Origin of the sequence: Acidovorax sp. Root70 (assembly GCF_001428225.1) — a bacterium.
GTDB lineage: Bacteria > Pseudomonadota > Gammaproteobacteria > Burkholderiales > Burkholderiaceae_C > Acidovorax.
Genome location: NZ_LMHQ01000014.1, coordinates 45,161 through 66,137, shown reverse-complemented (window position 1 = coordinate 66,137; position 20,977 = coordinate 45,161). Strand labels below are relative to the sequence as shown.

Below are 20,977 nucleotides of genomic sequence, written 5' to 3'. Positions count from 1 at the left end.
TTGTGGGGAAGCACTACTTCCAGGGGCGGTGGTAGGCGCCCAGCGTATGCTGCTGCCCCTCGGCCACCTGGTCGAGGCTGGCCATCCAGCGCGTCTTGGGGGCGTAGCGGTGGGGCTGGGCCAGGCACTGGTCCATGGCCTCGCGCCAGACCTGGGTGACCTGCGCCACATAGGCCGGGCTGCGCTGGCGGCCTTCGATCTTGATCGCGCGCACGCCCATCTTGAGCAGCTGGGGCAGCAGCTCCAGCGTGTTCAGGCTGGTGGGCTCTTCGATGGCGTAGTAGTTCTCGTCGTCCCCCACGTCAAAGCGGCCCTTGCACAGCGTAGGGTAGCCCGCGTTCTCGCCGGGCGCATAGCGGTCGATGAGCACACCGTTCAGGCGCGACTCGCGGCCCTGCGGCGTCTCCACCCAGCGCACGGCCTTCGGAGGCGAGCACACGCCGTGCGTGTTGGGCGATTCGCCGGTCACGTACGACGACAGCGCGCAGCGCCCCTCGACCATCACACACAGGCTGCCAAAGCCAAACACCTCGATCTCGACCGGCGTGCGGTCGATGACCTGGCGCACCTGCTCCATCGACAGCACGCGTGGCAGCACCGCGCGCACGATGCCGAACTGCTCGCGGTAGAAGTTGATGGCCTCGTAATTGGTGGCCGAGCCCTGCACCGACAGGTGCAGCCGCAGCCGGGGGTGGCGCTGCACCGCATACGCCATCAGGCCGGGGTCGGCCAGGATGACCGCATCCACGCCCAGGTCCACGGCCTTGTCCAGCGCGCTGCGCCACGGGCCGGGGTTGCCGGCCTGCGGGTAGGTGTTCAGCGCCATGAAGACCTTGCAGCCACGCGCATGCGCATAGCCAATGCCCTGCGCAATGGCCGCCTCGTCAAAGTTGAGGCCCGCAAAATTGCGCGCGTTGGTGGCGTCGCGCAGGCCCAGGTAGACGCAGTTGGCGCCGTTGTCCACGGCCGCTTTCAGGGCCGGGAGGCTGCCGGCAGGGCAGACCAGCTCCAGAGCCGGGGTTGCAGCCGCTTCCGGCAACGCGGTCGCCATCGATTTCAGGGGTTCCATCACAAGCATTCAAACGCTGGCCCCGGTGGGGAGCCTCAGCACAGGGCGCCACCATACGGGGGCTGCGCTGCGCATCCGCTGATCTTCATCAACGGCGGTGCACAATGCTGGAGCAAAGCAGTCGGGTTTTGACGTGACCCGCCTCTGCGGCGCACCACGCTACCGTGTGGCCCTGGCTTGCGTCCGTGCTGGCCGCCTTTTCCGTTCCTCCTCCTGCCCGCCCCCGAGCGCTGTCCTGCCGTGAACAAGAACCTGTGGTTGCTGGCCCTGTGCCAAGGCCTTTTCCTGACCAACAACGTGGTCTTCATCGCCATCAACGGCCTGGTGGGCCTGCAGCTGGCGCCCTTTGGCTGGATGGCCACGCTGCCGGTGATGGGCTATGTGGTGGGTGGTGCGCTGTCCACCCCCCTGGTGGCCCGCACCCAGGCGCGTTGGGGGCGCAAGGTGTCGTTCCAGATCGGGCTGGCCGTGGCCGTGGCATCGGCCGCTCTGTGTGCCTGGGCGGCCTTCAGCGCCAGCTTCTGGCTGCTGTGCACGGCCACGGTGGTGGCGGGCTACTACAGTGCCAACGGTGGCCTGTACCGCTTTGCCGCCGCCGAGCTGGCGGCCCCGGACTACCGCGAGAAGGCGGTGTCGCTGGTGCTGGCCGGTGGCTTGCTGGGCGCCGTGGCGGGCCCCAACCTGGCCAGCGCCACGCGCACACTGTTTCCAGTGCCGTTTGCGGGCGCCTACATCGCGCTGATCGGCGTGGCGCTGTTGTCCATGCTGTGCATGGCGGCGATCCGCTTTGAGAAGCAGCCCGTGGTGCTCAATGCGGCGGGGCAGCGCGAGCAGGGGCGCCCCCTCTCCGTGCTGATGCGCCAGTCCGCCTTCATCGTGGCCATTGTGGGCGCCGCGCTGGGCTATGGCGTGATGAATCTGCTGATGGCCGCCACACCGCTGGCCATGCAGGTGTGCGGCTTTGACTTTGATGCCTCGGCGCTGGTGCTGGAGTGGCATGTGATCGGCATGTTCGCGCCCGGCTTTGTGACCGGGCACCTCATCAAGCGGTTTGGCGTGCTGCCCATCATGGGCACAGGGGTGTTGCTCAACTTCGCCTGCGTGGCGGTAGCGCTGATGGGCGTGGAGCTGCACCACTTCGGCATTGCGCTGTTCTTCCTCGGCGTGGGCTGGAACTTCCTGTTCACCGGCTCCACCACGCTGGCCATGACGGCCTACCGGCCGGAGGAGAAGGACCGTGCGCAGGCGGCCATCAACTTCTGCGTGTACGCCACGCTGGCGCTGAGTGCGTTTTCGTCGGGCGTGCTCGTCACCACACAGGGCTGGACGCTGCTGAACGCCGGCTCGCTGGTGCCGATTGTGTTGACGGGGCTGGCGCTGGCCTGGCTGGGCCTGCAGCGCAAGCGCGTTTCAACCAGCGTCTGACAACACGGCGGCGGCGCCTTCCGCCGCCACGGTAGTGCGCAGCCACTGTGCGAAGGCCGCCACCGCCGGGTCGTCCAGACGCCCCGGCGCCACGAACAGGCTGTAGCCCCGCGCTCCGCAGTCGTGGTGCGGGTGGGCCAGCACCAGCTCGCCCGATTGCAGTTCGCGCTCCACAAAATAACGCGGCACCAGACCAACGCCCAGGTCGGCGCGCACCGCCTCCACCAGCATCGAGAACAGATCAAAACGGTGGCCGCCCAAGGTATGGACTGGGCCGCGCGTGATGCCCGCGCGGCCCAGCCAGTCATCCCACGCACCCAGGCGCGAGCTGAGCTGCAGCAGGGGCACAGCCCGGAAGTCGCCGCGCTCTGTGGCGCGCCGGTGGCGCGACTGCGGCGCACACACGGCCACGCAGACCTCGGGCATCAGGGGCGCGGGCACCACGCCGGGCCAGGCCGCGTCGTCGTACTGCACGGCCACGTCGAACGGGATCTCTGCCATGTAGATCTGCGTGGGGTACACCTGCAGGTGCAGGCTGCAGCCCTTGTGCGCGGCCAGAAAGGCGGGCAGCCGGGGCAGCAGCCAGCGCTCGGCAAACACGGGCACGCAACCCACCAGCAGGCGCGCGCCATCGGGCCGCTGCGCCATGGCTTCGAGGGTGTGGTTCTGCAGGCGCAACAGGTCGCCCACGATCTGCGCGTGGTAGCGGCGGCCCACGTCGGTGAGGGTGGAGCCCCGCGCGCCACGCTGCACCAGCTGCAGGCCCAGCTGCCCCTCCAAAAGGCGCAGCTGCTGGCTGACGGCGCTGTGGGTGAGGCAGAGTTCTTCGGCTGCCTTGCTCACGCCGTGGTGGCGCGCCACGGCATCAAAAACAAGCAGGGCGCGGGTGCTGGGGATGTGTTTGCGCATGTAAGAAAAACTGTCGGCTGGGCAGATTAAAGCAGAGCCCAGGGGCGGGGTTCGGTCCAACAATTGCATGGCCCTGCATGCCGGCCCACGGCCTCCTCCACGGTGCTTGATGGGTCGGCTACCCCCTCCGTTTTGTGTTTGTGTTTCGCTGGATCACCATGACTCTCCCTCTCCGCACCTTCCGTGCCACGGCCCTTGCTGGCGCCATGGCCCTTGCCACCGCCGCCTTGCTGCCCGGTGCCGCCCATGCGCAGTTCGGCGCCGTGGCGCCCACGCCCACCGTGCTGCGCCCTGCCGTGGACAAGGCCTATGGCCAGCTCATGGCCGCGCCGCAGATCCTGCAGCTGCTCGACGCCGTGAAGGCCGACCACGACCGCGCCACCGAAGACCTGCGCATGCTCACCGAGATCGAGGCGCCGCCGTTCAAGGAACAAAAGCGTGCCGAAGCCTTCCTGGCACGGCTCCAGGCCCTGGGCCTGACCAATGCCGCCATCGACGCCGAAGGCAATGTGGTGGGCGTGCGCAAGGGCACCGGCAACGGGCCCAAACTGGTCATCTCGGCCCACCTGGACACCGTGTTCCCCTCCGGCACCGACGTGAAGGTGAAGGAGCGCGACGGCAAGCTGTATGCGCCCGGCATCTCCGACAACACGCGCGGCCTGGCCGTGCTGCTGTCGTGGCTCAAGGTGCTGAACGACCAGAAGATCGCCACCGTGGGCGACCTGGTGTTTGTGGGCAATGTGGGCGAGGAAGAGCTGGGCAACCTGCGCGGCATGAAGCACCTGTTCAAGGAGCACCTGGACATCGACGGCATGGTGGCGCTGGAGCCCGCACCAGATGGCACGGTGCTGGTGCTGGGCACGGGCAGCCACCGCCACGAGGTGACCTTCAAGGGCCCGGGCGGCCACAGCTACGCCGCGTTTGGCGAGGTGCCCAGCGCCATCCACGGCATGGGCCGCGCCATTGCCAAGATCGCCGAGATCCGCACGCCCAAGAGCCCCAAGACCACCTTCACCGTGGGCACGGTGGGCGGCGGCACGTCCGTCAACACCATCGCGCCCGATGCGCGCATGGCGGTGGACATCCGTTCCGATGAAATGGCCCCGCTGCTGGCCACCGAAAAGCAGGTGCTGGCGGCCGTGGACAGCGCCGTGACCGAAGAGAACGCACGCTGGGGTGTGAACACGCTGAGCGCATCGACCAAGCTCATCGGCGACCGGCCCGGTGGCCGCACCGCCGCCGACACGCTGATCGTGGAGGCCGCCGTGCGCGCCAACACGGCCTTTGGCCGCAAAACGGTACTGGCCGGTGCCAGCACCGATGCCAACGTGCCCATGGCGCTGGGCATCCCCGCCATCGTGATCGGGGGTGGTGGCAAGACGGGTGGGTTCCACGCATTGTCGGAATGGATCGACCTGACGGATGCCTGGAAGGGCGCCCAGACCTCGCTGGTCACGGTGCTGGGGCTGGTGGGGGTGCAGGGTGTGAGCGCACCGCTGCTGGACAAGCGCCCACCCCGCACCAAATAGTTGGGCGGCGCAGGGGCGGCCCCCGGCCGCGCGCCGGTACGGCCGCCGCTGCAACCGTGCCGTGCCTTCCCGTGCGCGCTGTAGGACGCCCTGCCCGCCAGGGCTTCAGTCACACAATTCACGAGGGTTGACACGCAAAAGACGCGCAGGTGCGTACCATGGGTGGTTCCGTCCGGGTCGGCGCACCGCCGCCCTTTATCCCTCTGCAGGAGAACACCATGGGTTTGCTCGATTCCGTTCTGGGTGCCGTCATCAACAACGCGTCGCAAGGCGGCACTGGCACCGCTGCGGCAGGTGGTGGGGCCGGAGGTGGCTTGGGTGGCCTGCTGGGCCTGGCGGCCCAAAACCCGCAACTGGTGCAGGCCGTGATGTCCCTGATCAGCAACGACGGCCCGGTGGGGGGCCTGCCGGGCCTGATGGCCAAGTTCCAGCAAGCGGGGTTGGGCAATGTGATTGCGTCCTGGCTGAGCGCAGGGCCCAACCAGGCGATCTCGGGCGAGCAGTTGTCCCAGGTGCTGGGCAGTGGCCCCCTGTCACAGATCGCGTCGCAACTGGGCGTGGGCCCCAGCGCAGCAGCGGGTCAGCTGGCCCAGGTGTTGCCGGGTCTGGTGGACCAGCTCAGCCCCCAGGGCCAGGCGCCCCACGGCGGGTTTGGCAACGCCAATGACCTGCTGGGGATGCTGGGCGGTTTGCTTCAAAAATGATAGCATATGAACCATATTGCACTAGCGCAGCCGCCCGTTTCTCCACAAATTCAGCCGACAAGGCTGGCCTACGACCTCGCAGGGATTGCGCAGCGCCGCACCAGCCATTCCCGCAGCAGGTCCAGCACCGGCTCCGCCAGCTCGGGGCTTTCGTTGAACAGCTCATGGAACAGGGGTTCAAAGCAGTGGGACTGCACCACGGCCTTGGGTACAGCGGCTGCAAAGGCGCGGCTGCCTGCGGGGTTGACCAGCTTGTCGCTGCCCGCCCACATCAGCAGCGTGGGCACGCTCCAGTGCGCAGCGCGGGCCACGGTGGCGGGGCCGCCTTCGGCAATGAAGCGGGCCAGGCGGGCGCTGATGCGGTCGTGGCACAGCGGGTCGGCCAGGTAGGCGGCCACCACGGCGCTGTCGTGCGAGAGGTATTGCGCATCCAGCCCGTTGCCCACGCGCAGGTTGGGCGCAATGCGTGGCAGCGTGGCCAATAGCAGCTTTTGCACGGCGCCCAGGCCCGCATCGAGTGCGGGGGAGGACAGCACCAGCGCATCCACCGGCCGCAGGTGCAGGGACACAAACCGCGAGGCCACCAGCCCGCCCATGCTGTGGCCCAGCAGCACGAGGGGCTGGCCGGCAGGCATGCGGGCGCGCGTGGCATCCACCAGGTCCGCCAGGTCGTCCAGCAGGCGCATGTCCGACGTGAGCCCACCGCGCGGGCCGGCCGATTCGCCATGGCCGTACTGGTCGTAACCCCGCACCGCAAACCCCCAATCGTTGAGGCGGCGGGCCAGCGCGTCATAGCGGCCCACATGTTCGCCCAGGCCGTGCACCAGCAGCACCATCCCCCGGCAGGGCTCGCCCTGCGGCAGGGGCCAGTCCTGCACGGCCAGGTTCTCGCCATCGCTGGCGGTGAAGGTGGTCAGGGTCGAAGGAAGCAGTTCGTCAGAAGTCATGGAAAGCAGGGCATTCGAGACGCGATGGGACAGCATACCCGGCGCACCCAAATACCCGATGCACTAAATGGTCAGGCTCGTACTGCCAGCGAGACCCAGAGAGCGTGGCCCCTGATCGGGCTGAGGTGCTCCCGCGTTTTCAAGCCAGCGATACCCAGAGGTCATCCCAGTCGGTGGGCAGGAAATTGCCCTCGCGCCGCAGCACTTGCTGGTGCTTGCGGTTGAGCACGAAGTGCGTGGGACGCCGCGAAATGGCGCCAAAACTGTCCTTGTGCCCCTCTGCGTTTCGCCAGGCAATGGGAAAACGCTGCTCGGCGGGTACCGAAACCTTGAGCAGCTCGATGTACTGCATGAAGTCAGCCGCCTTCTCGTCCATGTTCACGCCCAGCAGCACAAAGTCGCGCTGGCGATTGGCGGTGTAAAACTCGCGCATGAGGCGCAGCTCGTTGGTGCACAGAGCGCAGCCAGCGGTGAAAAAGCTCACCAGACACACCTTGCCCGCATAGTCCGTCAGCATGACCGGCTTGCCTTCGCTGTTGGTACCGGTCAGCGTGTGAAGAGGGCCCGGAGTCTGGGCCAGACCGGACGCCGGCGCGAGAGTGGCAAGGGCAGCTGCAGAGCAGGCGTGGAGAAATGCGCGTTTGTCCATGGTGTGACCCGGTGATGGAAGGCGTGAGAGAGAGCACCCAGGGCGCCTGGTGTGGCGCCCTCGTCTATCAAGGGGCCGTGGCCGCAGCGGCCGCCTGCTGGGCCATGGCCGCCATCACGTGTGCCACGGAGGCGGTGAGGCGCTTGGCATAGGGCACGTGCAGAAACTCATTGGGGCCGTGCGCGTTGCTCTTGGGGCCCAGCACGCCACACACCATCATCTGCGCGCTGGGGAAGCCTTCGCTGAGCATGTTCATGAGCGGAATGGTGCCGCCCTGGCCGATGTAGCCGCAGGGCGCGCCAAAGTGGGCCTGCGAGGCCTCGTTGAGCGCCTGCTCGAACCAGGGCGTGGTGGCCGGGGCGTTCCAGCCCGTGGCACCGCCACCGCTCTGGAAGGTGACCTTGGCCTGATAAGGCGCGTTGTCTTCGAGCAGCGACTTGAGTTGCTGCACGGCCTGCGCGGCGTCCACCAGCGGGGGCAAACGCAGGCTGAGCTTGAACGCGGTGTAGGGGCGCAGCACGTTGCCCGCGTCCTGCAGCGCCGGGAAGCCATCGGCACCAGTCACGCTCAGCGTGGGCTCCCAGGTGCGCTTGAGCAGCGCCTGCACCGGGTCGGTGGTGGTGGGTAGCGCAAACGTGGTGGAGCCGCCGCAGTCGTAGTGCGCCCAGGGGAAGCGCTTGTACACCTCTTCCCCCAGGATGGCCGCCGTGGCGCGGGCCTGGGCCATGCGGTCGGCGGGCACTTCGCAGTGGAAGCTCTGCGGCAGCAGCCGGCCGGAGGCGCTGTCTTCCAGGCGGTCGAGCACCTGGCGCATGATGCGGAACGACGAGGGCACCAGGCCCGAGGCATCGCCCGAGTGGATGCCCTCGGTCAGGATCTCGACCTTGAGCGTGCCGCTGGCCATGCCGCGCAGGCTGGTGGTGAGCCACAGCTGGTCGTAGTTGCCGGCGCCCGAGTCCAGGCACACGACCAACGCCACATTGCCCATGCGGGGCTTGAGCGCATCGATGTAGGGCAGCAGGTCGCGGGAGCCGCTTTCCTCGCAGGTTTCGATGAGGCCCACGATGCGCGGGTGCGGCACGTTCTGGCGCTTCAACTCTTGCACGGCAGCGATGCTGGCATACACCGCGTAGCCGTCATCGGCACCACCGCGGCCGTAGAGCTTGCCGTCTTCGTACTTGGGCGTCCAAGGGCCCAGGTCACTGCGCCAGCCGGAGAACTCGGGTTGCTTGTCCAGGTGGCCGTACATGAGCACGGTGTCGGTGGCATTGGGCTGGGTGGCGGCGATCTCGAAGAACAGCACGGGGGTGCGGCCTTCCAGGCGCACGATTTCGAGCGTCAGGCCCTCGACCTTTTGCGACTCCACCCAGGCAGCGGCATTGCGCACCACGGTGTCGAGCAGGCCCAGCTCGGCCCAGTCGGCCGCGAAGGTGGGGGACTTGGCAGGGATGGCGATGTAGTCGGTGAGCTGGCGAACAATGTCGCTGTCCCAGGCGTGGCTGACACGCTGCAGGGCCAGCTCAGGCTGCAGGACTTGGGAGGGCACGCGGGCGTTCATGGTGGGGCTCCTGAAGGCGGAAGGTGATCAATCCACCATTCCAACACAACCCCCCGCCGGGCGCCATCGATCAATACAGAGACTCTGGCAGGGTCTCGGGATTGGCCTGGGCCACCAGCTGGGCGCTGGGCCGGCGCAGCCCCGTGGCCACCTCGACCCGGTTGCGGCCGTTGTTCTTGGCCTGGTACAGCGCACGGTCGGCGGCAGCGATCAGCATGTCCCAGCTGTCGCCCGACTCCAGCCGCCCGCCGAACACGCCAATGCTCACCGTGACGGCAATGCCAGGGCCCGGCACGCCGTCGACAGGGCAGCGTGACTCCTCTGCCGCCTTGCACAGTTCGCGCGCCAGTTGTTCGGCCCCGGCCAGCCCGGTGTCGGGCAGCAGCACCAGGAACTCTTCACCCCCATAGCGGCCCACCAGGTCCTGCGCGCGCACGCGCTGGCGCAACACGTTGACCACGCTGCACAGCACGCGGTCGCCCGCAGGGTGACCGTACTGGTCGTTCACATCCTTGAAGTGGTCGATGTCCACCATCAGCAGCGCCATGGGCTCGCGCATGCGCTGTGCACGGGCCACGTCGCGGTCGAGCGCGGTGATGAGCGAGCGGCGGTTGGCCACGCCGGTGAGCGGGTCCAGCGCAGCCAGCACGCGGTTGTTTTCGTCGGCCCGGTCGCGCAGCATGAACACAAACCCCACCGAGCTGACGAGCACCACCGAGAAGGTCGCAAAAAAGGTCAGGGTCTGCAGCGCGCTGCTTTGCAGGATGCTGGTGGCCTCGGCGTGCGTGCTGACGGCCACCACGGCGCGCCCGCCCAGCACCACGGCTTCCACAGCCAGGCCGGCTACCAGCAGCCATTGGCCGCGCCCCACCGTCTCATGCCGGTGCGACACCGCCGCCAGCAGCGCCCACACGGCCTGCAGCCCGATGGACAGTCCCACAAAACTGACCCGCGCCGGAAAGTTGTCGATGAACACCGAGACAAAGACCAGCACCAGCAGCGGAGGCGCCAGCAGCAGCGGCCAGCGCACCGGGCGCCCCTGGAACTGGTAGACCGCCGAGATCAGGCCCACGAACACACTGGACAGCAGCAGATTGCCCACCACGATGGACAACACATCGGGGATCAGGCCGCGCAACATGATGAGCAGGTGGCCGATGGCATTGACCAGCAGGGCCGCAGCCCACAGGCCCAGGCCATCGCGCCGCCGTCCCCAGCCCACCACGGCCATGGAGGCCGCCATCATGAGGGAGCTGGCAATGATCATTGCCAGCATGGTGGGGACGTGGGCGGCCATAGATGCAGGGGGACGGTGGGGCGGGGAGGAATCAAGCCAGCATAAACCATGGGCGGCCGCCCGCATGCGGCCGCAGGCTCCCTCCCCCCCTTATGTCAGCCCCCTATTGCAGCTGGGCGGGCGCCCGGGCGCCGCTGCCGGGCGCATGCTGCCCCTCGCCATCGCCGGTTTGCGCCATGGGCGCGGCCAGGGCCGTGCGCTGGGCGTAGCCCAGGCCGCCTTGGCTCGCCGTGCCATCACCACGCGAGAGCTTGAACACCTGCACCGCGCCCGCCAGCCGGGTGGCCTGCTCGCGCAGGCTCTGGGCTGCGGCGGCCGATTGCTCCACCAGCGCGGCGTTCTGCTGCGTCATCTGGTCGAGCTGGTTGACGGCGGTGTTGACCTGGCCAATGCCGTCGGACTGCTCACTGGAGGCGGCCGTGATCTCGCCAATGATGTCGCCCACGCGTTGGACCGAGCCCACGATCTCGTCCATCGTGCTGCCCGCGTTCTTCACCAGGCGCGCGCCAGACTCCACCCGCTCCACCGACGCGCCGATGAGCGCCTTGATCTCGCGCGCGGCCTCGGCACTGCGCCCGGCGAGGTTGCGCACCTCGCTGGCCACCACGGCAAAGCCCCGGCCCTGCTCGCCCGCGCGGGCAGCTTCCACCGCGGCGTTCAGCGCGAGGATGTTGGTCTGGAACGCAATCGAATCGATCACGCCGATGATGTCGGCGATCTTGCGCGAGCTCTGGTTGATGTCGCCCATGGTGGTGACCACCTCGCCCACCACCTGGCCGCCGCGTGCGGCCACTTCGGCAGCGGTGCTGGCCAGCTGGTTGGCCTGGCGTGCGGCGTCGGCCGACTGGCGCACGGTGGAGGTCAGGTGCTCCATGCTCTGTGCGGTCTGCGCCAGGCTGCTGGCTGTGGCCTCGGTGCGGGCCGACAGGTCCTGGTTGCCGCTGGCGATCTCGGCGCTGGCGGTGGTGATGCTGTCCACGGCATTGCGCACTTGCTGCAGCATCTGCGTGTAGCGCTGGCGCATGCCCTCCACCTCCTGCACCAGCGCACCGATCTCGTCGCGCCGGGTGGTGTGGAAGGCCTCGGTCAGGTCGCCCTGCGCGACCAGCGTGATGGCCTGGGTCAGGTCCTGCAGCGGGCGGCTCACGCCCCGGCGCAGCATGACGAACAGGCCGATGGCCAGCAGCACAACGGCCACGGCCATCAGACCCCACACGGCGAGCGTGACGCGCCGCTGGCTGGCCATGGCCTCACCGTCTGCCACCTCGGCCACCACCCACCAGCCGCCGCTGGTCTTGCGCACCAGCGCCCAGGGGTTCTCAGCGCCGGTGCCCAGCACGTCGGCCGCTTCGCGCACAAAGCCGTCCTGCGATGCAGCCAGCGCTTCAAAGAAGGGGCGCGCCTGCGGATAGGCCTCCAGCACGCGCTTGCCGCGTGCCGTGGGGTGGTACACGAACAAGGCCTGGTCGAGCGAGGTGCCGGGGTTGATCACGTAGGTACCGCCATGCTCGAAAAACTTCGTCTGCGCCACCTGCTTTTGCAGCATGGCATGGAAGACGCTGATGTCGTTGCCGATGAACAGCAGTGCAATGACCTTGCCCGAGGCGTCCTTGGCGGGCAGGTAGTGGCCCATGAAGGGCTTGCCGTTCACCACCGTGACGCCGGTGTAGGGCTCGCCCTTGGCCACCGTGGCGTAGGCCGGGTCGGTGCGGCCGAGCGGCGTGCCCATCTGGCGCTCGCCCTTGTCGTTCTTGACCGAGGTGGTGATGCGCACGAAGTCATCGCCCTTCTTGGCGAACACGGTGGCAATGCCGCCCGTCTCGCTGGCGAATTTATCGACCGAGCCATAGTCTTCGTTGACCAGCGCGCCGTAGCTGCGCAGCTCGCCCGAGGCTTCGTCGAGCTGCATGGCGGCCTCGAAGTAGCGCTGGAAGCCCTTCATGGTCAGCTGCACCAGCTCGCGGTTGGTGTTGTCGGCCGCGTCCAGCGATTGCGCCACGCTCTGCGCCGTGTCGCCCACGCTGGCCACTACCTGGGCGCGGGTGCTGCGTTCGGTCAGCACGGCAATCGCCAGCCCCACCAGCACCAGCACCAGGGCCACCAGCGCAATGGCGGTCAACGTGACCTGGCGCGCGACCGATCGGTTGTTGGCAAGGGATGCTGCCATGGGGGATGTCTCCTGCTAGTGAACGCGAATGCACAAAGCCGGCTGGGCCGGTCTGCTCTGAATCTACGGCCAGAGTCTTGTTACATTTATTCACGCATTCCCTTACGCAATTGTGCGGACTGGAGGCCCGGGGCGATTGCGCTTAGGGGCGGGGTTCAGCGCCCTGCAGAAGCTGTCAGCGCCCGGTCCCGCCACGCCAGACCGGCCGAGGTATCAGCCGCCGGGCGGTATTCGCAACCCACCCAGCCCTTGTAGCCCAGGGCGTCGATGGTGTCGAACAGGAACGGGTAGTGCAGCTCGCCCCGGTCGGGCTCGTTGCGCGCGGGCACGCCTGCCACCTGGATGTGGGCCACGCGGCCCGTGGGCAGGTAGCGTTGCAGCTTGCCGTGGAGGTCGCCTTCCACCAGCTGGCAGTGGTACAGGTCCATCAGCACCTTCAGGTGCGGCACCTGGGCCGCATCGAGCAGTTCGTGCGCGTGGTCCTGCCGGTTCAGGAAGTAACGCGGCACGTCGCGCAGGTTGGTGGGTTCGATGAGGATGTCGCACCCTGCGCGCCCCGCCTGGTCTGCCGCCCAGCGCAGGTTGCCCACACACAGGGCCTTGAGCGACTCACGCTCCACGTCCGGTGGCACGGTGCCGCACAGCACGTGGATGGAGGGGCAGCGCAGCCTTTCGGCATACCGCAAGGCCTCCAGCACCCCGGCGCGAAACTCTGTCTCCCGCCCCGGCTGTGCGGCCAGACCGCGCGCGCCCCGCTCCCAGGCGCAGGCCATGTCGGCGCGGTCGGCACCGGCCGCCGGGGCGTTGAGCAGCGCCAGCTGCAGACCGTTGTTCTGCAGCCGGGCAGCGATCTCGCCAGGGTCGAACGCGTAAGGGAAGTGCAGCTCCACCGCCCGAAATCCGTCGCGTGCCGCAGCGGCAAAGCGGTCGAGCAGCGGCAGCTCGGAGTACATCAGGCTCAGGTTGGCGCAAAACTGGGGCATGGGCGGTGCGGCGGGTGCCGCAGCAAACAAAACCCTGCCAGCTTATCGCGCCACGGCCCACAGGCAGGCCTGTGAGATCCCCCAGAGGCAGAAAACAGGCCTTATGGGCCGATAGTGCTAGTGGAATCTGCTTCTTTAGCTACATTATTCATAGCAATCAGATCCCATGCGCTGGCAAGACGGGGTGGCCACGCACACCCTCGGCGGGCGCGTCGCGGGCCCCGTGGTCCGACTATTGGGCCTTCGCGCTGAACGCCTGCACGGCGGCACGGCCCACTGCCGAGTCGTCGGTGAAGAAACCGTCGATGCCCGCACGCAGGTAGGCCGTGATCTCGGCCACGCTGTCGCCGCGCACGATGCCGTCGGTGGCGGGTGCCTTTTTCAGACCGGCAGGCAGGAAGGCATTTTCAGGCCGCAGCGTCCAGATGTGCACGGCCAGCCCGGCAGCGTGGGCCTGCGCGACCAGCGGCGTGGGCTCGCCGGGCACACCGTCCTTCACAGGCACTACCAGGGTCTTGTAGGGGCCGACGGCGTTGGCGTAAGTGGCCACCTGCTTCAGGCCCTCGGGCGTGATCAGATCGGCATAGCCGCGCGTGTTGGCCGCGCCCTGGGCCACAAAGTCGTACGGCCGTCCCGAGGGTGCCACCAGCTGCACCAGGCGCACCGTGCTGAGCTTGCGGATGGCCTGCAGGTTGGCCACCTCGAAGGACTGCACGAACACGGGCGCGTCCTTGTGGTTCCAGCCATTCTTTTCCAGCACCGCCAGGAGCGGCGCTTCCAGCGGCTGGCCGATGGACTGGAAGTAAGTGGGATGCTTGGTCTCGGGGTAGATGCCGATGGTGCGGCCGGTCTTGGCCGTGGCGGCCTTGGCCAGGTCGATCACCTCCTGCAAGGTGGGCACCTCGAACTGGCCGTTGTAGGCTACGTTGGCCGGGCGCTGCGCAGGAATGCGCTCGCGGGCGCGCAGGGTTTTCAGCTCGGCCAGCGTGAAGTCCTCGGTGAACCAGCCGGTGATGGCCTGGCCGTCGATGGTCTTGGTGGTTTTGCGTCCCACGAACTCGGGGCGGTCCACCACGTCGGTGGTGGCTTCCTTCACGGAGCCGTCGGCGTTCAGGATGGCAATCGCGTTCTCGTGCCGGGCCACCAGCACGCCGTCCTTGGTGATCACCAGATCGGGCTCGATGATGTCGGCGCCGTCGTCAATGGCTTTCTGGTACGCGGCCAGCGTGTGCTCGGGCCGCACGGCGGAGGCGCCCCGGTGGGCAATCACGGTGGGGGTGGGCGGCCAGGCCTGCTGGGCCACGGCGCCCAGCGCCCAGGTGGTGAGCAGCGCAGCAGCGGTCACGGCGCGCAGTGCAATGCGTTTCATGCGGGTCTCCTACAAACGGAGACCGCACCTTAGCCGATGCGGTTGACAGCGGTGTGTCGCGAGGAGGCCTAGGCGTGTTCGAAGAGAAAAACGGCTGTGCCCGCGCGCGCATTCGGCAGCCAGCGCACCTCTTCCCCATCCTGCAGCCCGAAGGCGTCGAGGATGCGCAGGCTGTTCTTGGTCGCCAGCACCTCAAAGTCCTTGTAGGTGCCCACGCGGATGTTGGGCGTGTCGTACCACTGGTAGGGCAGGCGCCGCGTCACGGGCATGCGCCCGCGCAGGATCGACAGGCGATTGGGCCAGTGCGCAAAGTTGGGGAACGCCACCACGCCGGTGCGGCCCACGCGCGCTGTCTCGCGCAGCATGGTTTCGGCATTGCGCAGGTGCTGCAGCGTGTCGATCTGCAGCACCACGTCAAAGCTGTTGTCGTCAAACATGGCAAGCCCCTCGTCGAGGTTGAGCTGGATCACATCCACCCCGCGCTGCACGCAGGCCAACACGTTGGCGTCATCGATCTCCACACCATAGCCGCTGCAGCCGCGCTCGCGCTGCAGGTAGTCGAGCATGGCGCCGTTGCCGCAGCCCAGGTCGAGCACGCGCGAGCCGGGGGGCACCAGGCGCGCCAGGGCTTGCATTGCCGCTTTTTCGGTCATGGTTGCAACTCCTTGGCAATGCTATCGAAGTAAGAGCGCATCACGCCCATGTAGCGAGCGTCATCAAGCAAAAATGCATCGTGCCCATGGGGCGCATCGATCTCGGCGTAGCTCACGCTGCGGCGGTTGTCGAGCAGGGCCTTGACGATCTCGCGGCTGCGCCTGGGCGAAAAACGCCAGTCGGTGGTGAAGCTCACGAGCAGGAATCTGGCCTGCGCCCGCGCCAGCGCGCGCGTGAGGTTGTCGGCATGCGCGCGGGCGGGGTCGAAGTAGTCGAGCGCCCGGGTGATCAGCAGGTAGGTGTTGGCGTCGAAGTAGTCGCTGAACTTGTCGCCCTGGTAGCGCAGGTAGCTTTCGATCTGAAATTCGATGTCCTGCGTGCTGTATTTCAGGTCGATGCCTTCGCGCAGCTGGCGCCCGAACTTCTCGTTCATCACATCGTCGCTGAGGTACGTGATGTGGCCGATCATGCGGGCGATGCGCAGGCCGCGTTTGGGGATCACGCCATGGCGGTAGAAATGGCCGCCGTGAAAGTCCGGGTCGGTCACGATGGCGCGGCGCGCCACCTCATTGAAGGCGATGTTCTCGGCCGTGAGGTTGGGCGCGCTGGCCACCACCACGGCGTGGCGCATGCGCTCGGGGTATTGCAGCGTCCAGCTCAGCGCCTGCATGCCGCCCAGGCTGCCGCCCAGCACGGCGGCCAGTTGCTGGATGCCCAGGCGGTCCAGCAGTCGGGCCTGGGCGTTGACCCAGTCTTCCACCGTGACCACGGGGAAGTCCGCGCCATAGACCTCGCCCGTATCGGGGTGGTTGTGCATAGGGCCGGTGGAGCCGAAGCACGAGCCCAGGTTGTTCACACCGATGACGAAGAAGCGGTCGGTGTCCACGGGCTTGCCCGGGCCGATCATGTTGTCCCACCAGCCCTCGCTCTTGTCCTGCCCGGCATACACGCCCGCCACGTGGTGCGAGGCGTTGAGGGCGTGGCACACGAGCACGGCGTTGGAGCGGTCGGCATTGAGCGTGCCGTAGGTCTCGAAGGCCAGGTGGTAGTCGCGGATCGACGCGCCGCTTTGCAGCGGCAGCGCATCCGGGAAGTGCATGGACTGGGGTGTGGCGATGAACGACATAGTTGGAACTGGTAAGCCCTCACGTTCCACCGCTTGCGCACGCTGCAGGTCCCTGGGGAGCCGCTTTTGCCAAAGGCATGCCTTCGGCAAAAAAATACCCGGCGTCGCTAAAAACGAGGCCGGGCAGGTGTGTCGGACGGGTCTTTAGCAGAATTTATAAAGCGCCCGCAAGCTGTGGCAAATCGGCGCGTTCGGCAAATATACCAAAGCAGCGTCGCCTCGCCCAGCCCGTTGCATCGATCAGATCAACCCGCCGACGAAAAAATCGCCAGCAGCCCCAGCACCAGGAAGATGACGGCTGACACCAGGTGCACCGCGCGAATGGGCACCTTGCGCGTGATGCGCTCGCCCAGCCAGACCACCGGCGCATTGGCCAGCATCATGCCCAGCGTGGTGCCCGCCACCACCCACAGGTAGGCGTTGTATTTGGCGGCCAGCATGACGGTGGCGATCTGGGTCTTGTCGCCCATCTCGGCCAGGAAGAACGCGACCACCGTGGTGCCAAACACGCCCCAGCGCGGGGAGCCGTCGGCTTCGCCTTCGTCCAGCTTGTCGGGGATCAGCATCCAGATCGCCATGGCGATGAACGAGGCACCCAGGATCCAGCGCAATACCTGTGGGCCGAGGAAGGTGGTCACCCACGCACCGACCGCGCCGGCCAGGCCGTGGTTCACCAGGGTCGCGACCAGGATGCCCAGCACGATGGGCCAGGGTTTGCGAAAACGCGCTGCCAGCACCAGCGCGAGCAGCTGCGTCTTGTCGCCCATCTCGGCGAGCGCGACGATGGCGGTGGAAATGAAGAAGGCTTCCATGGGGGAGGGGGTCCTATCCGGCCGGATGGGTGGAAAACGCATTGACTGCACCCCGACTCCGGCCATGTGGATCGGTTTGCAGTCAATGGTCTCGCCCAGCTCAAAAGCCGCATACGCCATAGGTTTCAAAGAACCCAAGTGTGTTGACGCATGCCCCCGACGCATTGCGCGGCCGGGCGGGCTACTCCCCAAAGACTGGCGGATTCTACCTTATGGTTTGCCCGGAAATTCACCGAAAAACCACGCCAACCCAGCGTTTTGAGCCCATCTACCCAGAAATAAAACCCCACGGGCCCCATAAAGTGATTAATAATGGATTCGCTCTTCTGCTCGCAGAGGGGCAGTTAGCTTAGCGGTGAATGGTCAGTTTCGCGTCTTTGAAGTCGTCACAGGTTTGTTGATTGCGTCGGGCTCCATCGCGTTTTTGTGTTTTTTCAGGAGTCCTTCATGGGCAACAAACTTTACGTGGGCAACCTGCCCTACTCTTTCCGCGACGAAGATCTGCAACAGACCTTCAGCCAGTACGGCTCGGTTGGCAGCGCCAAGGTCATGATGGAACGTGACACCGGCCGCTCCAAGGGTTTCGGTTTTGTCGAAATGGGCAGCGATGCTGAAGCCCAAGCCGCCATCCAAGGCGTGCATGGTCAAAACTTCGGTGGCCGTGACCTCGTGGTCAACGAAGCCCGTCCTATGGAGCCCCGCGCTCCCCGTAGCGGTGGCTTCGGTGGTGGCAATGGCGGCGGCGGTTACGGCGGTGGCCGTAGCGGCGGCGGCTACGGTGGTGGCGGCGGTGGCGGTTACGGCGGTGGCCGTAGCAGCTACTAAAAAGTCCTTATCGGCAGTCCTCAGGGTCTGCCGACGGCAAAGAAAGGAGCCTTCGGGCTCCTTTTTGCGTTCTGGCGCGGCATGTGCACCACAGCGTACAAAGCCCCTTGCTTTTTCCGCAAAAGTGTGGCGCATAATGGTCTGGCGGGTTTGGCCCGCATTTCAAGTTTGCGGTGATCCGTCAGTTTCGCGCTGAGAGCGTCATTGAGATTAGCTGGCTGCGTTTTGGGGACTCCATCGCTTTATCCATGTGTTTTTGAGGAGTCCCTCGATGGGCAACAAACTGTACGTCGGCAACCTGCCTTACTCGGTGCGCGACGGTGATCTGGAACAGGCCTTTGGCCAGTTCGGTGCCGTGACCAGCGCCAAGGTCATGATGGAGCGCGACACGGGTCGCTCTAAGGGCTTTGGCTTTGTGGAGATGGGCAGCGACGCAGAAGCCCAGGCCGCCATCAACGGCATGAACGGCCAGCCACTGGGTGGCCGCAGCATCGTGGTCAACGAAGCCCGTCCCATGGAACCGCGCCCACCCCGCAGCGGTGGTTTTGGCGGCGGTGGTGGCGGCTACGGCGGCGGTGGCCGCAGCGGTGGTGGTGGCGGATATGGCGGCGGCCGTGAAGGCGGCGGTGGCTACGGTGGTGGCCGCGAGGGCGGCGGCGGTGGTGGTTACGGCGGTGGCCGGGAGGGCGGTGGCGGGGGCTACGGCGGCGGTGGCCGCAGCGAAGGTGGTTTCCGCAGCCCGTACGGTTCGGGCTCGCGCAACGGTGGTGGCGGCGGCCGCAATGGCGGCGGTGGTGGCTACGGTGGCGGCGGCAACGGCGGCTACTGAACCCCACGGTTCTTTCTGTCAGAAGGCCCCTTCGGGGGCTTTTTTCATGGGCAGCCGGATTTCGAGGGAGTAGTTGGTCGCCCCCTCCGCCTTAGGCGCCAAGCGTGGCGCCGCCCTTACTGCATTTCAGTCTGACGGCGCTTGCGCGGGCGGCCCGCCAGCACCTTGTCGAACAGGGGGTTGGGCAGCATGCGCAGCAGCTTGGCGACCACGCCCATTTGCCAGGGGATGACCCGGTAGCTCACGCCTGCCTGAATGGTGCGGAACGCCCGGTCGGCAAAATCGGCGGGCTGCATCAAAAACGGCATGCTGTAGCGGTTCTGTTGCGTGAGGGGGGTATCGATATAGCCCGGCGACACCGTCACCACGCGCACGCCGTGGGGACGCAACTCACCCCGTAGGCTTTCGCAGTAGCTGATGACGGCCGCCTTGCTGGCGCAATAGGCGCCATGGCCGGGCAGGCCCCGGATGCCGGCCACACTGCCAATGCCCACCAGGGTGCCGCTGCCGCGCTGCACCATGGCGTCCACAAACGGCTGGAACGTGGCCGCCATGCCGATGTTGTTGGTGGCAAAGGTGCGAGCCATGACCTCGATATCGCTCAGCACGGCTGTGTCCATGCCCACGCTGATGCCTGCGTTGGCAATCACCACATCCGGCACCCCCTGGCGCGCAATGCAGTCACGCCCCGCAGCCACGATGCTGTCAGTCACCGACACATCAGCACTATAAATTTCATAGCTATCAGGGCTTATACCTTGAGCACTTGCCCATGTTTTGACCTCGGAAGTGCGCCGCGCCACCAGTGCCAGGCGGTACCCTGCGCGGTGGTAGCGGTGGGCCAAGGCCTGGCCAATGCCGCTGGAGGCGCCGGTGATGAAGACAAGGGGAGTGGTCATGTACGTTCCGGCAGTGGGCGACAAGGCAGGGATGGGACTACCGAGTGGTGCCCGGCAGGATCATGCCGCGCACCCGCCCGCGCAGTTGCAGCACTTGGTCGAGGTTGTCGTAATCCATGCCGTCGGCGGTGAACCGGTCGTTGCCGCGTGTGAGCGTGACGGGCTGGTCAGAGCGCACCCGCTCGGTGTTGGTGAACGCATGCAGAAACTCCCCCCGGAACTCCATGCGGGGCTGCGCCGCTGCCCCGGGCTTGGCGGGCAAGGGTTCGCGCGTGACGATGGCATTGCCGAACAACTGCACCTCCGACCCGTCGGCGTTGCTCAGGGCCCGGTTGGCGGTAGCTACAGTGACGCGGCCATCGAGGCTGACCGAGCGCATGCGGACCTGGTCGATCTCCAGCGTGTCGGTGTCGGGGTAGTGGCGCGCCTCATCGCCCTGCACCTCGCTCTGCAGGCGGCCCGTGGCGTCGAACGTCTTCACCGAGAAGGACTTCATGAAATAGTCTGGCTGATGCTGCACGGGCCGGTCGATGGCGGGCAACTGCGGCATGGGCGCGTTGCGCACCAGCCACCAGGTGCCCAGGGCCAGCAGGCCCATCAGCACCACGGGCAGGTAGATCGAGAGCTGGTCCCAGCCCTGGCGGATCACGCGGATCATGCGGTGTAGTCCGCCAGCAGCGCCGCATAGCGGCCCGTGGCCACGAGCAGCAGGTCGCACAGCTCACGCGCCGCACCGTCGCCCCCGCGCGCCTGGGTGACGAAATGGGCCGCATGGCGCACCTCGGTCTGGGCGTTGGCGGGCGCACACGCGAAGGCGCTGCGGCGCATCACAGGCAGGTCGGGCCAGTCGTCGCCCATGGCAGCGGCCTGCGCCCAGGTCAGGCCCAAGGTGGCAAGGATTTGTTCGGCGGCGGGGCGCTTGTCTTCGGTGCCGAACACCGCGTGCTCTACGCCCAGGGCCTTCAGGCGCACGCGCAGCGGGGCAGAGTCACGGCCGGTGATCACAGCGGGGGTGATGCCCGCCTTTTGCAGCAGCTTGAGACCATGCCCGTCCAGGGTGTTGAAGCGCTTGATCGTCTCGCCCGCTTCGCTGAAGTACAGGCCGCCGTCGGTCAGCACGCCGTCCACGTCGAAGAAGGCCACGCGCACACCCTGAGCGCGCAGCAGCAGCTCCGGGTCGATCTGCAGGGCGGGAGAGGGAAAGGTCTGCGGGGACAGCGCCATCG

20 protein-coding genes and 1 riboswitch are annotated in these 20,977 nt (G+C 67.0%); of the genes, 5 read left to right on the top strand and 15 right to left on the bottom strand.

Annotation, left to right across the window (positions count from 1 at the left end; genetic code table 11):
* Window positions 1–13 precede the first annotated feature (13 nt).
* The gene (locus tag ASD94_RS10010; protein ID WP_233247231.1) at window positions 14–1,069 is read right to left on the bottom strand and encodes a peptidase U32 family protein; all 1,056 of its coding nucleotides are present in this window, start codon (window positions 1,067–1,069) and stop codon (window positions 14–16) included.
* Window positions 1,070–1,309: 240 nt separating this feature from the next.
* Between ASD94_RS10010 and ASD94_RS10005 the strand changes: the two genes are divergently transcribed.
* Window positions 1,310–2,494 (top strand): MFS transporter, encoded by a 1,185-nt coding sequence (locus ASD94_RS10005; protein ID WP_056642156.1) that lies wholly within the window; start codon window positions 1,310–1,312, stop codon window positions 2,492–2,494.
* On the opposite strand, the gene ASD94_RS10000 is transcribed toward ASD94_RS10005, so the two are convergent.
* Window positions 2,480–3,403, bottom strand: a complete 924-nt coding sequence (locus ASD94_RS10000) for a LysR family transcriptional regulator (protein ID WP_056642154.1) — start codon at window positions 3,401–3,403, stop codon at window positions 2,480–2,482. The two genes, ASD94_RS10005 and ASD94_RS10000, sit on opposite strands and share 15 nt — an antisense overlap.
* Before the next feature lie 158 nt (window positions 3,404–3,561).
* Between ASD94_RS10000 and ASD94_RS09995 the strand changes: the two genes are divergently transcribed.
* A complete protein-coding gene (locus tag ASD94_RS09995) occupies window positions 3,562–4,932 on the top strand; it encodes a M20/M25/M40 family metallo-hydrolase (RefSeq protein WP_056642206.1) in 1,371 nt (456 codons plus the stop codon).
* A gap of 218 nt (window positions 4,933–5,150) precedes the next feature.
* Window positions 5,151–5,636: a YidB family protein gene (locus ASD94_RS09990; RefSeq protein WP_056642152.1), complete on the top strand. Its 486-nt coding sequence runs from the start codon at window positions 5,151–5,153 to the stop codon at window positions 5,634–5,636.
* Window positions 5,637–5,704: 68 nt separating this feature from the next.
* Here the strand turns inward: ASD94_RS09990 and ASD94_RS09985 are convergent, their stop codons facing one another.
* From ASD94_RS09985 to ASD94_RS09940, 10 genes are all read right to left on the bottom strand, one after another.
* Entirely contained in the window at window positions 5,705–6,583 is an 879-nt protein-coding gene (locus ASD94_RS09985; RefSeq protein ID WP_056642149.1) for an alpha/beta hydrolase, read from the bottom strand.
* A 139-nt stretch (window positions 6,584–6,722) separates the two neighbouring features.
* The gene (locus ASD94_RS09980; RefSeq protein WP_082576827.1) at window positions 6,723–7,232 is read right to left on the bottom strand and encodes a peroxiredoxin; all 510 of its coding nucleotides are present in this window, start codon (window positions 7,230–7,232) and stop codon (window positions 6,723–6,725) included.
* Window positions 7,233–7,299: 67 nt separating this feature from the next.
* Window positions 7,300–8,790 carry a M20 family metallopeptidase gene (locus ASD94_RS09975; protein WP_056642146.1) on the bottom strand — a complete coding sequence of 497 codons (1,491 nt, stop codon included), beginning with the start codon at window positions 8,788–8,790 and terminating at the stop codon, window positions 7,300–7,302.
* A gap of 70 nt (window positions 8,791–8,860) precedes the next feature.
* A complete protein-coding gene (locus ASD94_RS09970) occupies window positions 8,861–10,087 on the bottom strand; it encodes a GGDEF domain-containing protein (protein WP_056642142.1) in 1,227 nt (408 codons plus the stop codon).
* Window positions 10,088–10,190: 103 nt separating this feature from the next.
* Window positions 10,191–12,254 (bottom strand): methyl-accepting chemotaxis protein, encoded by a 2,064-nt coding sequence (locus tag ASD94_RS09965; RefSeq protein WP_056642139.1) that lies wholly within the window; start codon window positions 12,252–12,254, stop codon window positions 10,191–10,193.
* A 155-nt stretch (window positions 12,255–12,409) separates the two neighbouring features.
* Complete coding sequence (locus ASD94_RS09960; protein WP_056642203.1) at window positions 12,410–13,237, bottom strand: hydroxypyruvate isomerase family protein; 828 nt, start codon at window positions 13,235–13,237, stop codon at window positions 12,410–12,412.
* Between the two features lie 232 nt (window positions 13,238–13,469).
* Window positions 13,470–14,606 carry a glycerophosphodiester phosphodiesterase gene (locus ASD94_RS09955; RefSeq protein WP_056642137.1) on the bottom strand — a complete coding sequence of 379 codons (1,137 nt, stop codon included), beginning with the start codon at window positions 14,604–14,606 and terminating at the stop codon, window positions 13,470–13,472.
* A 68-nt stretch (window positions 14,607–14,674) separates the two neighbouring features.
* Window positions 14,675–15,259 carry a methionine biosynthesis protein MetW gene (gene metW / locus ASD94_RS09950; protein WP_056642134.1) on the bottom strand — a complete coding sequence of 195 codons (585 nt, stop codon included), beginning with the start codon at window positions 15,257–15,259 and terminating at the stop codon, window positions 14,675–14,677.
* On the bottom strand, window positions 15,256–16,386 hold the full coding sequence (locus tag ASD94_RS09945; RefSeq protein WP_056642131.1) for a homoserine O-acetyltransferase: 1,131 nt from the start codon (window positions 16,384–16,386) through the stop codon (window positions 15,256–15,258). The genes metW and ASD94_RS09945 overlap by 4 nt, the downstream gene beginning before the upstream one ends.
* Window positions 16,387–16,631: 245 nt before the next feature.
* Window positions 16,632–17,198 (bottom strand): TMEM165/GDT1 family protein, encoded by a 567-nt coding sequence (locus ASD94_RS09940; RefSeq protein ID WP_056642129.1) that lies wholly within the window; start codon window positions 17,196–17,198, stop codon window positions 16,632–16,634.
* Window positions 17,199–17,214: 16 nt separating this feature from the next.
* Window positions 17,215–17,400, bottom strand: a riboswitch (yybP-ykoY riboswitch).
* 245 nt (window positions 17,401–17,645) lie between these two features.
* Between ASD94_RS09940 and ASD94_RS09935 the strand changes: the two genes are divergently transcribed.
* Together ASD94_RS09935 and ASD94_RS09930 are read left to right on the top strand one after the other, a co-directional pair.
* Entirely contained in the window at window positions 17,646–18,023 is a 378-nt protein-coding gene (locus ASD94_RS09935; protein WP_056642126.1) for an RNA-binding protein, read from the top strand.
* Window positions 18,024–18,294: 271 nt separating this feature from the next.
* A complete protein-coding gene (locus ASD94_RS09930) occupies window positions 18,295–18,852 on the top strand; it encodes an RNA-binding protein (protein ID WP_056642122.1) in 558 nt (185 codons plus the stop codon).
* A gap of 116 nt (window positions 18,853–18,968) precedes the next feature.
* On the opposite strand, the gene ASD94_RS09925 is transcribed toward ASD94_RS09930, so the two are convergent.
* From ASD94_RS09925 to ASD94_RS09915, 3 genes are read right to left on the bottom strand one after another with little or no spacing between them, the layout of a single operon-like run.
* Window positions 18,969–19,751: an SDR family oxidoreductase gene (locus tag ASD94_RS09925; RefSeq protein ID WP_056642120.1), complete on the bottom strand. Its 783-nt coding sequence runs from the start codon at window positions 19,749–19,751 to the stop codon at window positions 18,969–18,971.
* Between the two features lie 37 nt (window positions 19,752–19,788).
* Window positions 19,789–20,409, bottom strand: coding sequence for an LPS export ABC transporter periplasmic protein LptC (lptC, locus tag ASD94_RS09920; RefSeq protein WP_056642116.1), 621 nt, complete (start codon window positions 20,407–20,409; stop codon window positions 19,789–19,791).
* Window positions 20,406–20,975: an HAD family hydrolase gene (locus ASD94_RS09915; protein ID WP_056642114.1), complete on the bottom strand. Its 570-nt coding sequence runs from the start codon at window positions 20,973–20,975 to the stop codon at window positions 20,406–20,408. Before ASD94_RS09915 ends, lptC begins: the two co-directional genes overlap by 4 nt.
* Between the last annotated feature and the right edge of the window lie 2 nt (window positions 20,976–20,977).

What these genes read in the sequence shown, in the direction of transcription:
- ASD94_RS10000 (WP_056642154.1), bottom strand. Translation starts at nt 3,403, where the DNA reads ATGCGCAAACACATCCCCAGCACCCGCGCCCTGCTTGTTTTTGATGCC.
- ASD94_RS09995 (WP_056642206.1), top strand. Translation starts at nt 3,562, where the DNA reads ATGACTCTCCCTCTCCGCACCTTCCGTGCCACGGCCCTTGCTGGCGCC.
- ASD94_RS09980 (WP_082576827.1), bottom strand. Translation starts at nt 7,232, where the DNA reads ATGGACAAACGCGCATTTCTCCACGCCTGCTCTGCAGCTGCCCTTGCC.
- ASD94_RS09925 (WP_056642120.1), bottom strand. Translation starts at nt 19,751, where the DNA reads ATGACCACTCCCCTTGTCTTCATCACCGGCGCCTCCAGCGGCATTGGC.
- ASD94_RS09985 (WP_056642149.1), bottom strand. Translation starts at nt 6,583, where the DNA reads ATGACTTCTGACGAACTGCTTCCTTCGACCCTGACCACCTTCACCGCC.
- ASD94_RS09960 (WP_056642203.1), bottom strand. Translation starts at nt 13,237, where the DNA reads ATGCCCCAGTTTTGCGCCAACCTGAGCCTGATGTACTCCGAGCTGCCG.
- ASD94_RS09975 (WP_056642146.1), bottom strand. Translation starts at nt 8,790, where the DNA reads ATGAACGCCCGCGTGCCCTCCCAAGTCCTGCAGCCTGAGCTGGCCCTG.
- ASD94_RS10010 (WP_233247231.1), bottom strand. Translation starts at nt 1,069, where the DNA reads ATGGAACCCCTGAAATCGATGGCGACCGCGTTGCCGGAAGCGGCTGCA.
- ASD94_RS09935 (WP_056642126.1), top strand. Translation starts at nt 17,646, where the DNA reads ATGGGCAACAAACTTTACGTGGGCAACCTGCCCTACTCTTTCCGCGAC.
- ASD94_RS09940 (WP_056642129.1), bottom strand. Translation starts at nt 17,198, where the DNA reads ATGGAAGCCTTCTTCATTTCCACCGCCATCGTCGCGCTCGCCGAGATG.
- ASD94_RS09970 (WP_056642142.1), bottom strand. Translation starts at nt 10,087, where the DNA reads ATGGCCGCCCACGTCCCCACCATGCTGGCAATGATCATTGCCAGCTCC.
- ASD94_RS09955 (WP_056642137.1), bottom strand. Translation starts at nt 14,606, where the DNA reads ATGAAACGCATTGCACTGCGCGCCGTGACCGCTGCTGCGCTGCTCACC.
- ASD94_RS09945 (WP_056642131.1), bottom strand. Translation starts at nt 16,386, where the DNA reads ATGTCGTTCATCGCCACACCCCAGTCCATGCACTTCCCGGATGCGCTG.
- ASD94_RS09915 (WP_056642114.1), bottom strand. Translation starts at nt 20,975, where the DNA reads ATGGCGCTGTCCCCGCAGACCTTTCCCTCTCCCGCCCTGCAGATCGAC.
- ASD94_RS09990 (WP_056642152.1), top strand. Translation starts at nt 5,151, where the DNA reads ATGGGTTTGCTCGATTCCGTTCTGGGTGCCGTCATCAACAACGCGTCG.
- ASD94_RS09965 (WP_056642139.1), bottom strand. Translation starts at nt 12,254, where the DNA reads ATGGCAGCATCCCTTGCCAACAACCGATCGGTCGCGCGCCAGGTCACG.
- metW (WP_056642134.1), bottom strand. Translation starts at nt 15,259, where the DNA reads ATGACCGAAAAAGCGGCAATGCAAGCCCTGGCGCGCCTGGTGCCCCCC.
- lptC (WP_056642116.1), bottom strand. Translation starts at nt 20,409, where the DNA reads ATGATCCGCGTGATCCGCCAGGGCTGGGACCAGCTCTCGATCTACCTG.
- ASD94_RS09930 (WP_056642122.1), top strand. Translation starts at nt 18,295, where the DNA reads ATGGGCAACAAACTGTACGTCGGCAACCTGCCTTACTCGGTGCGCGAC.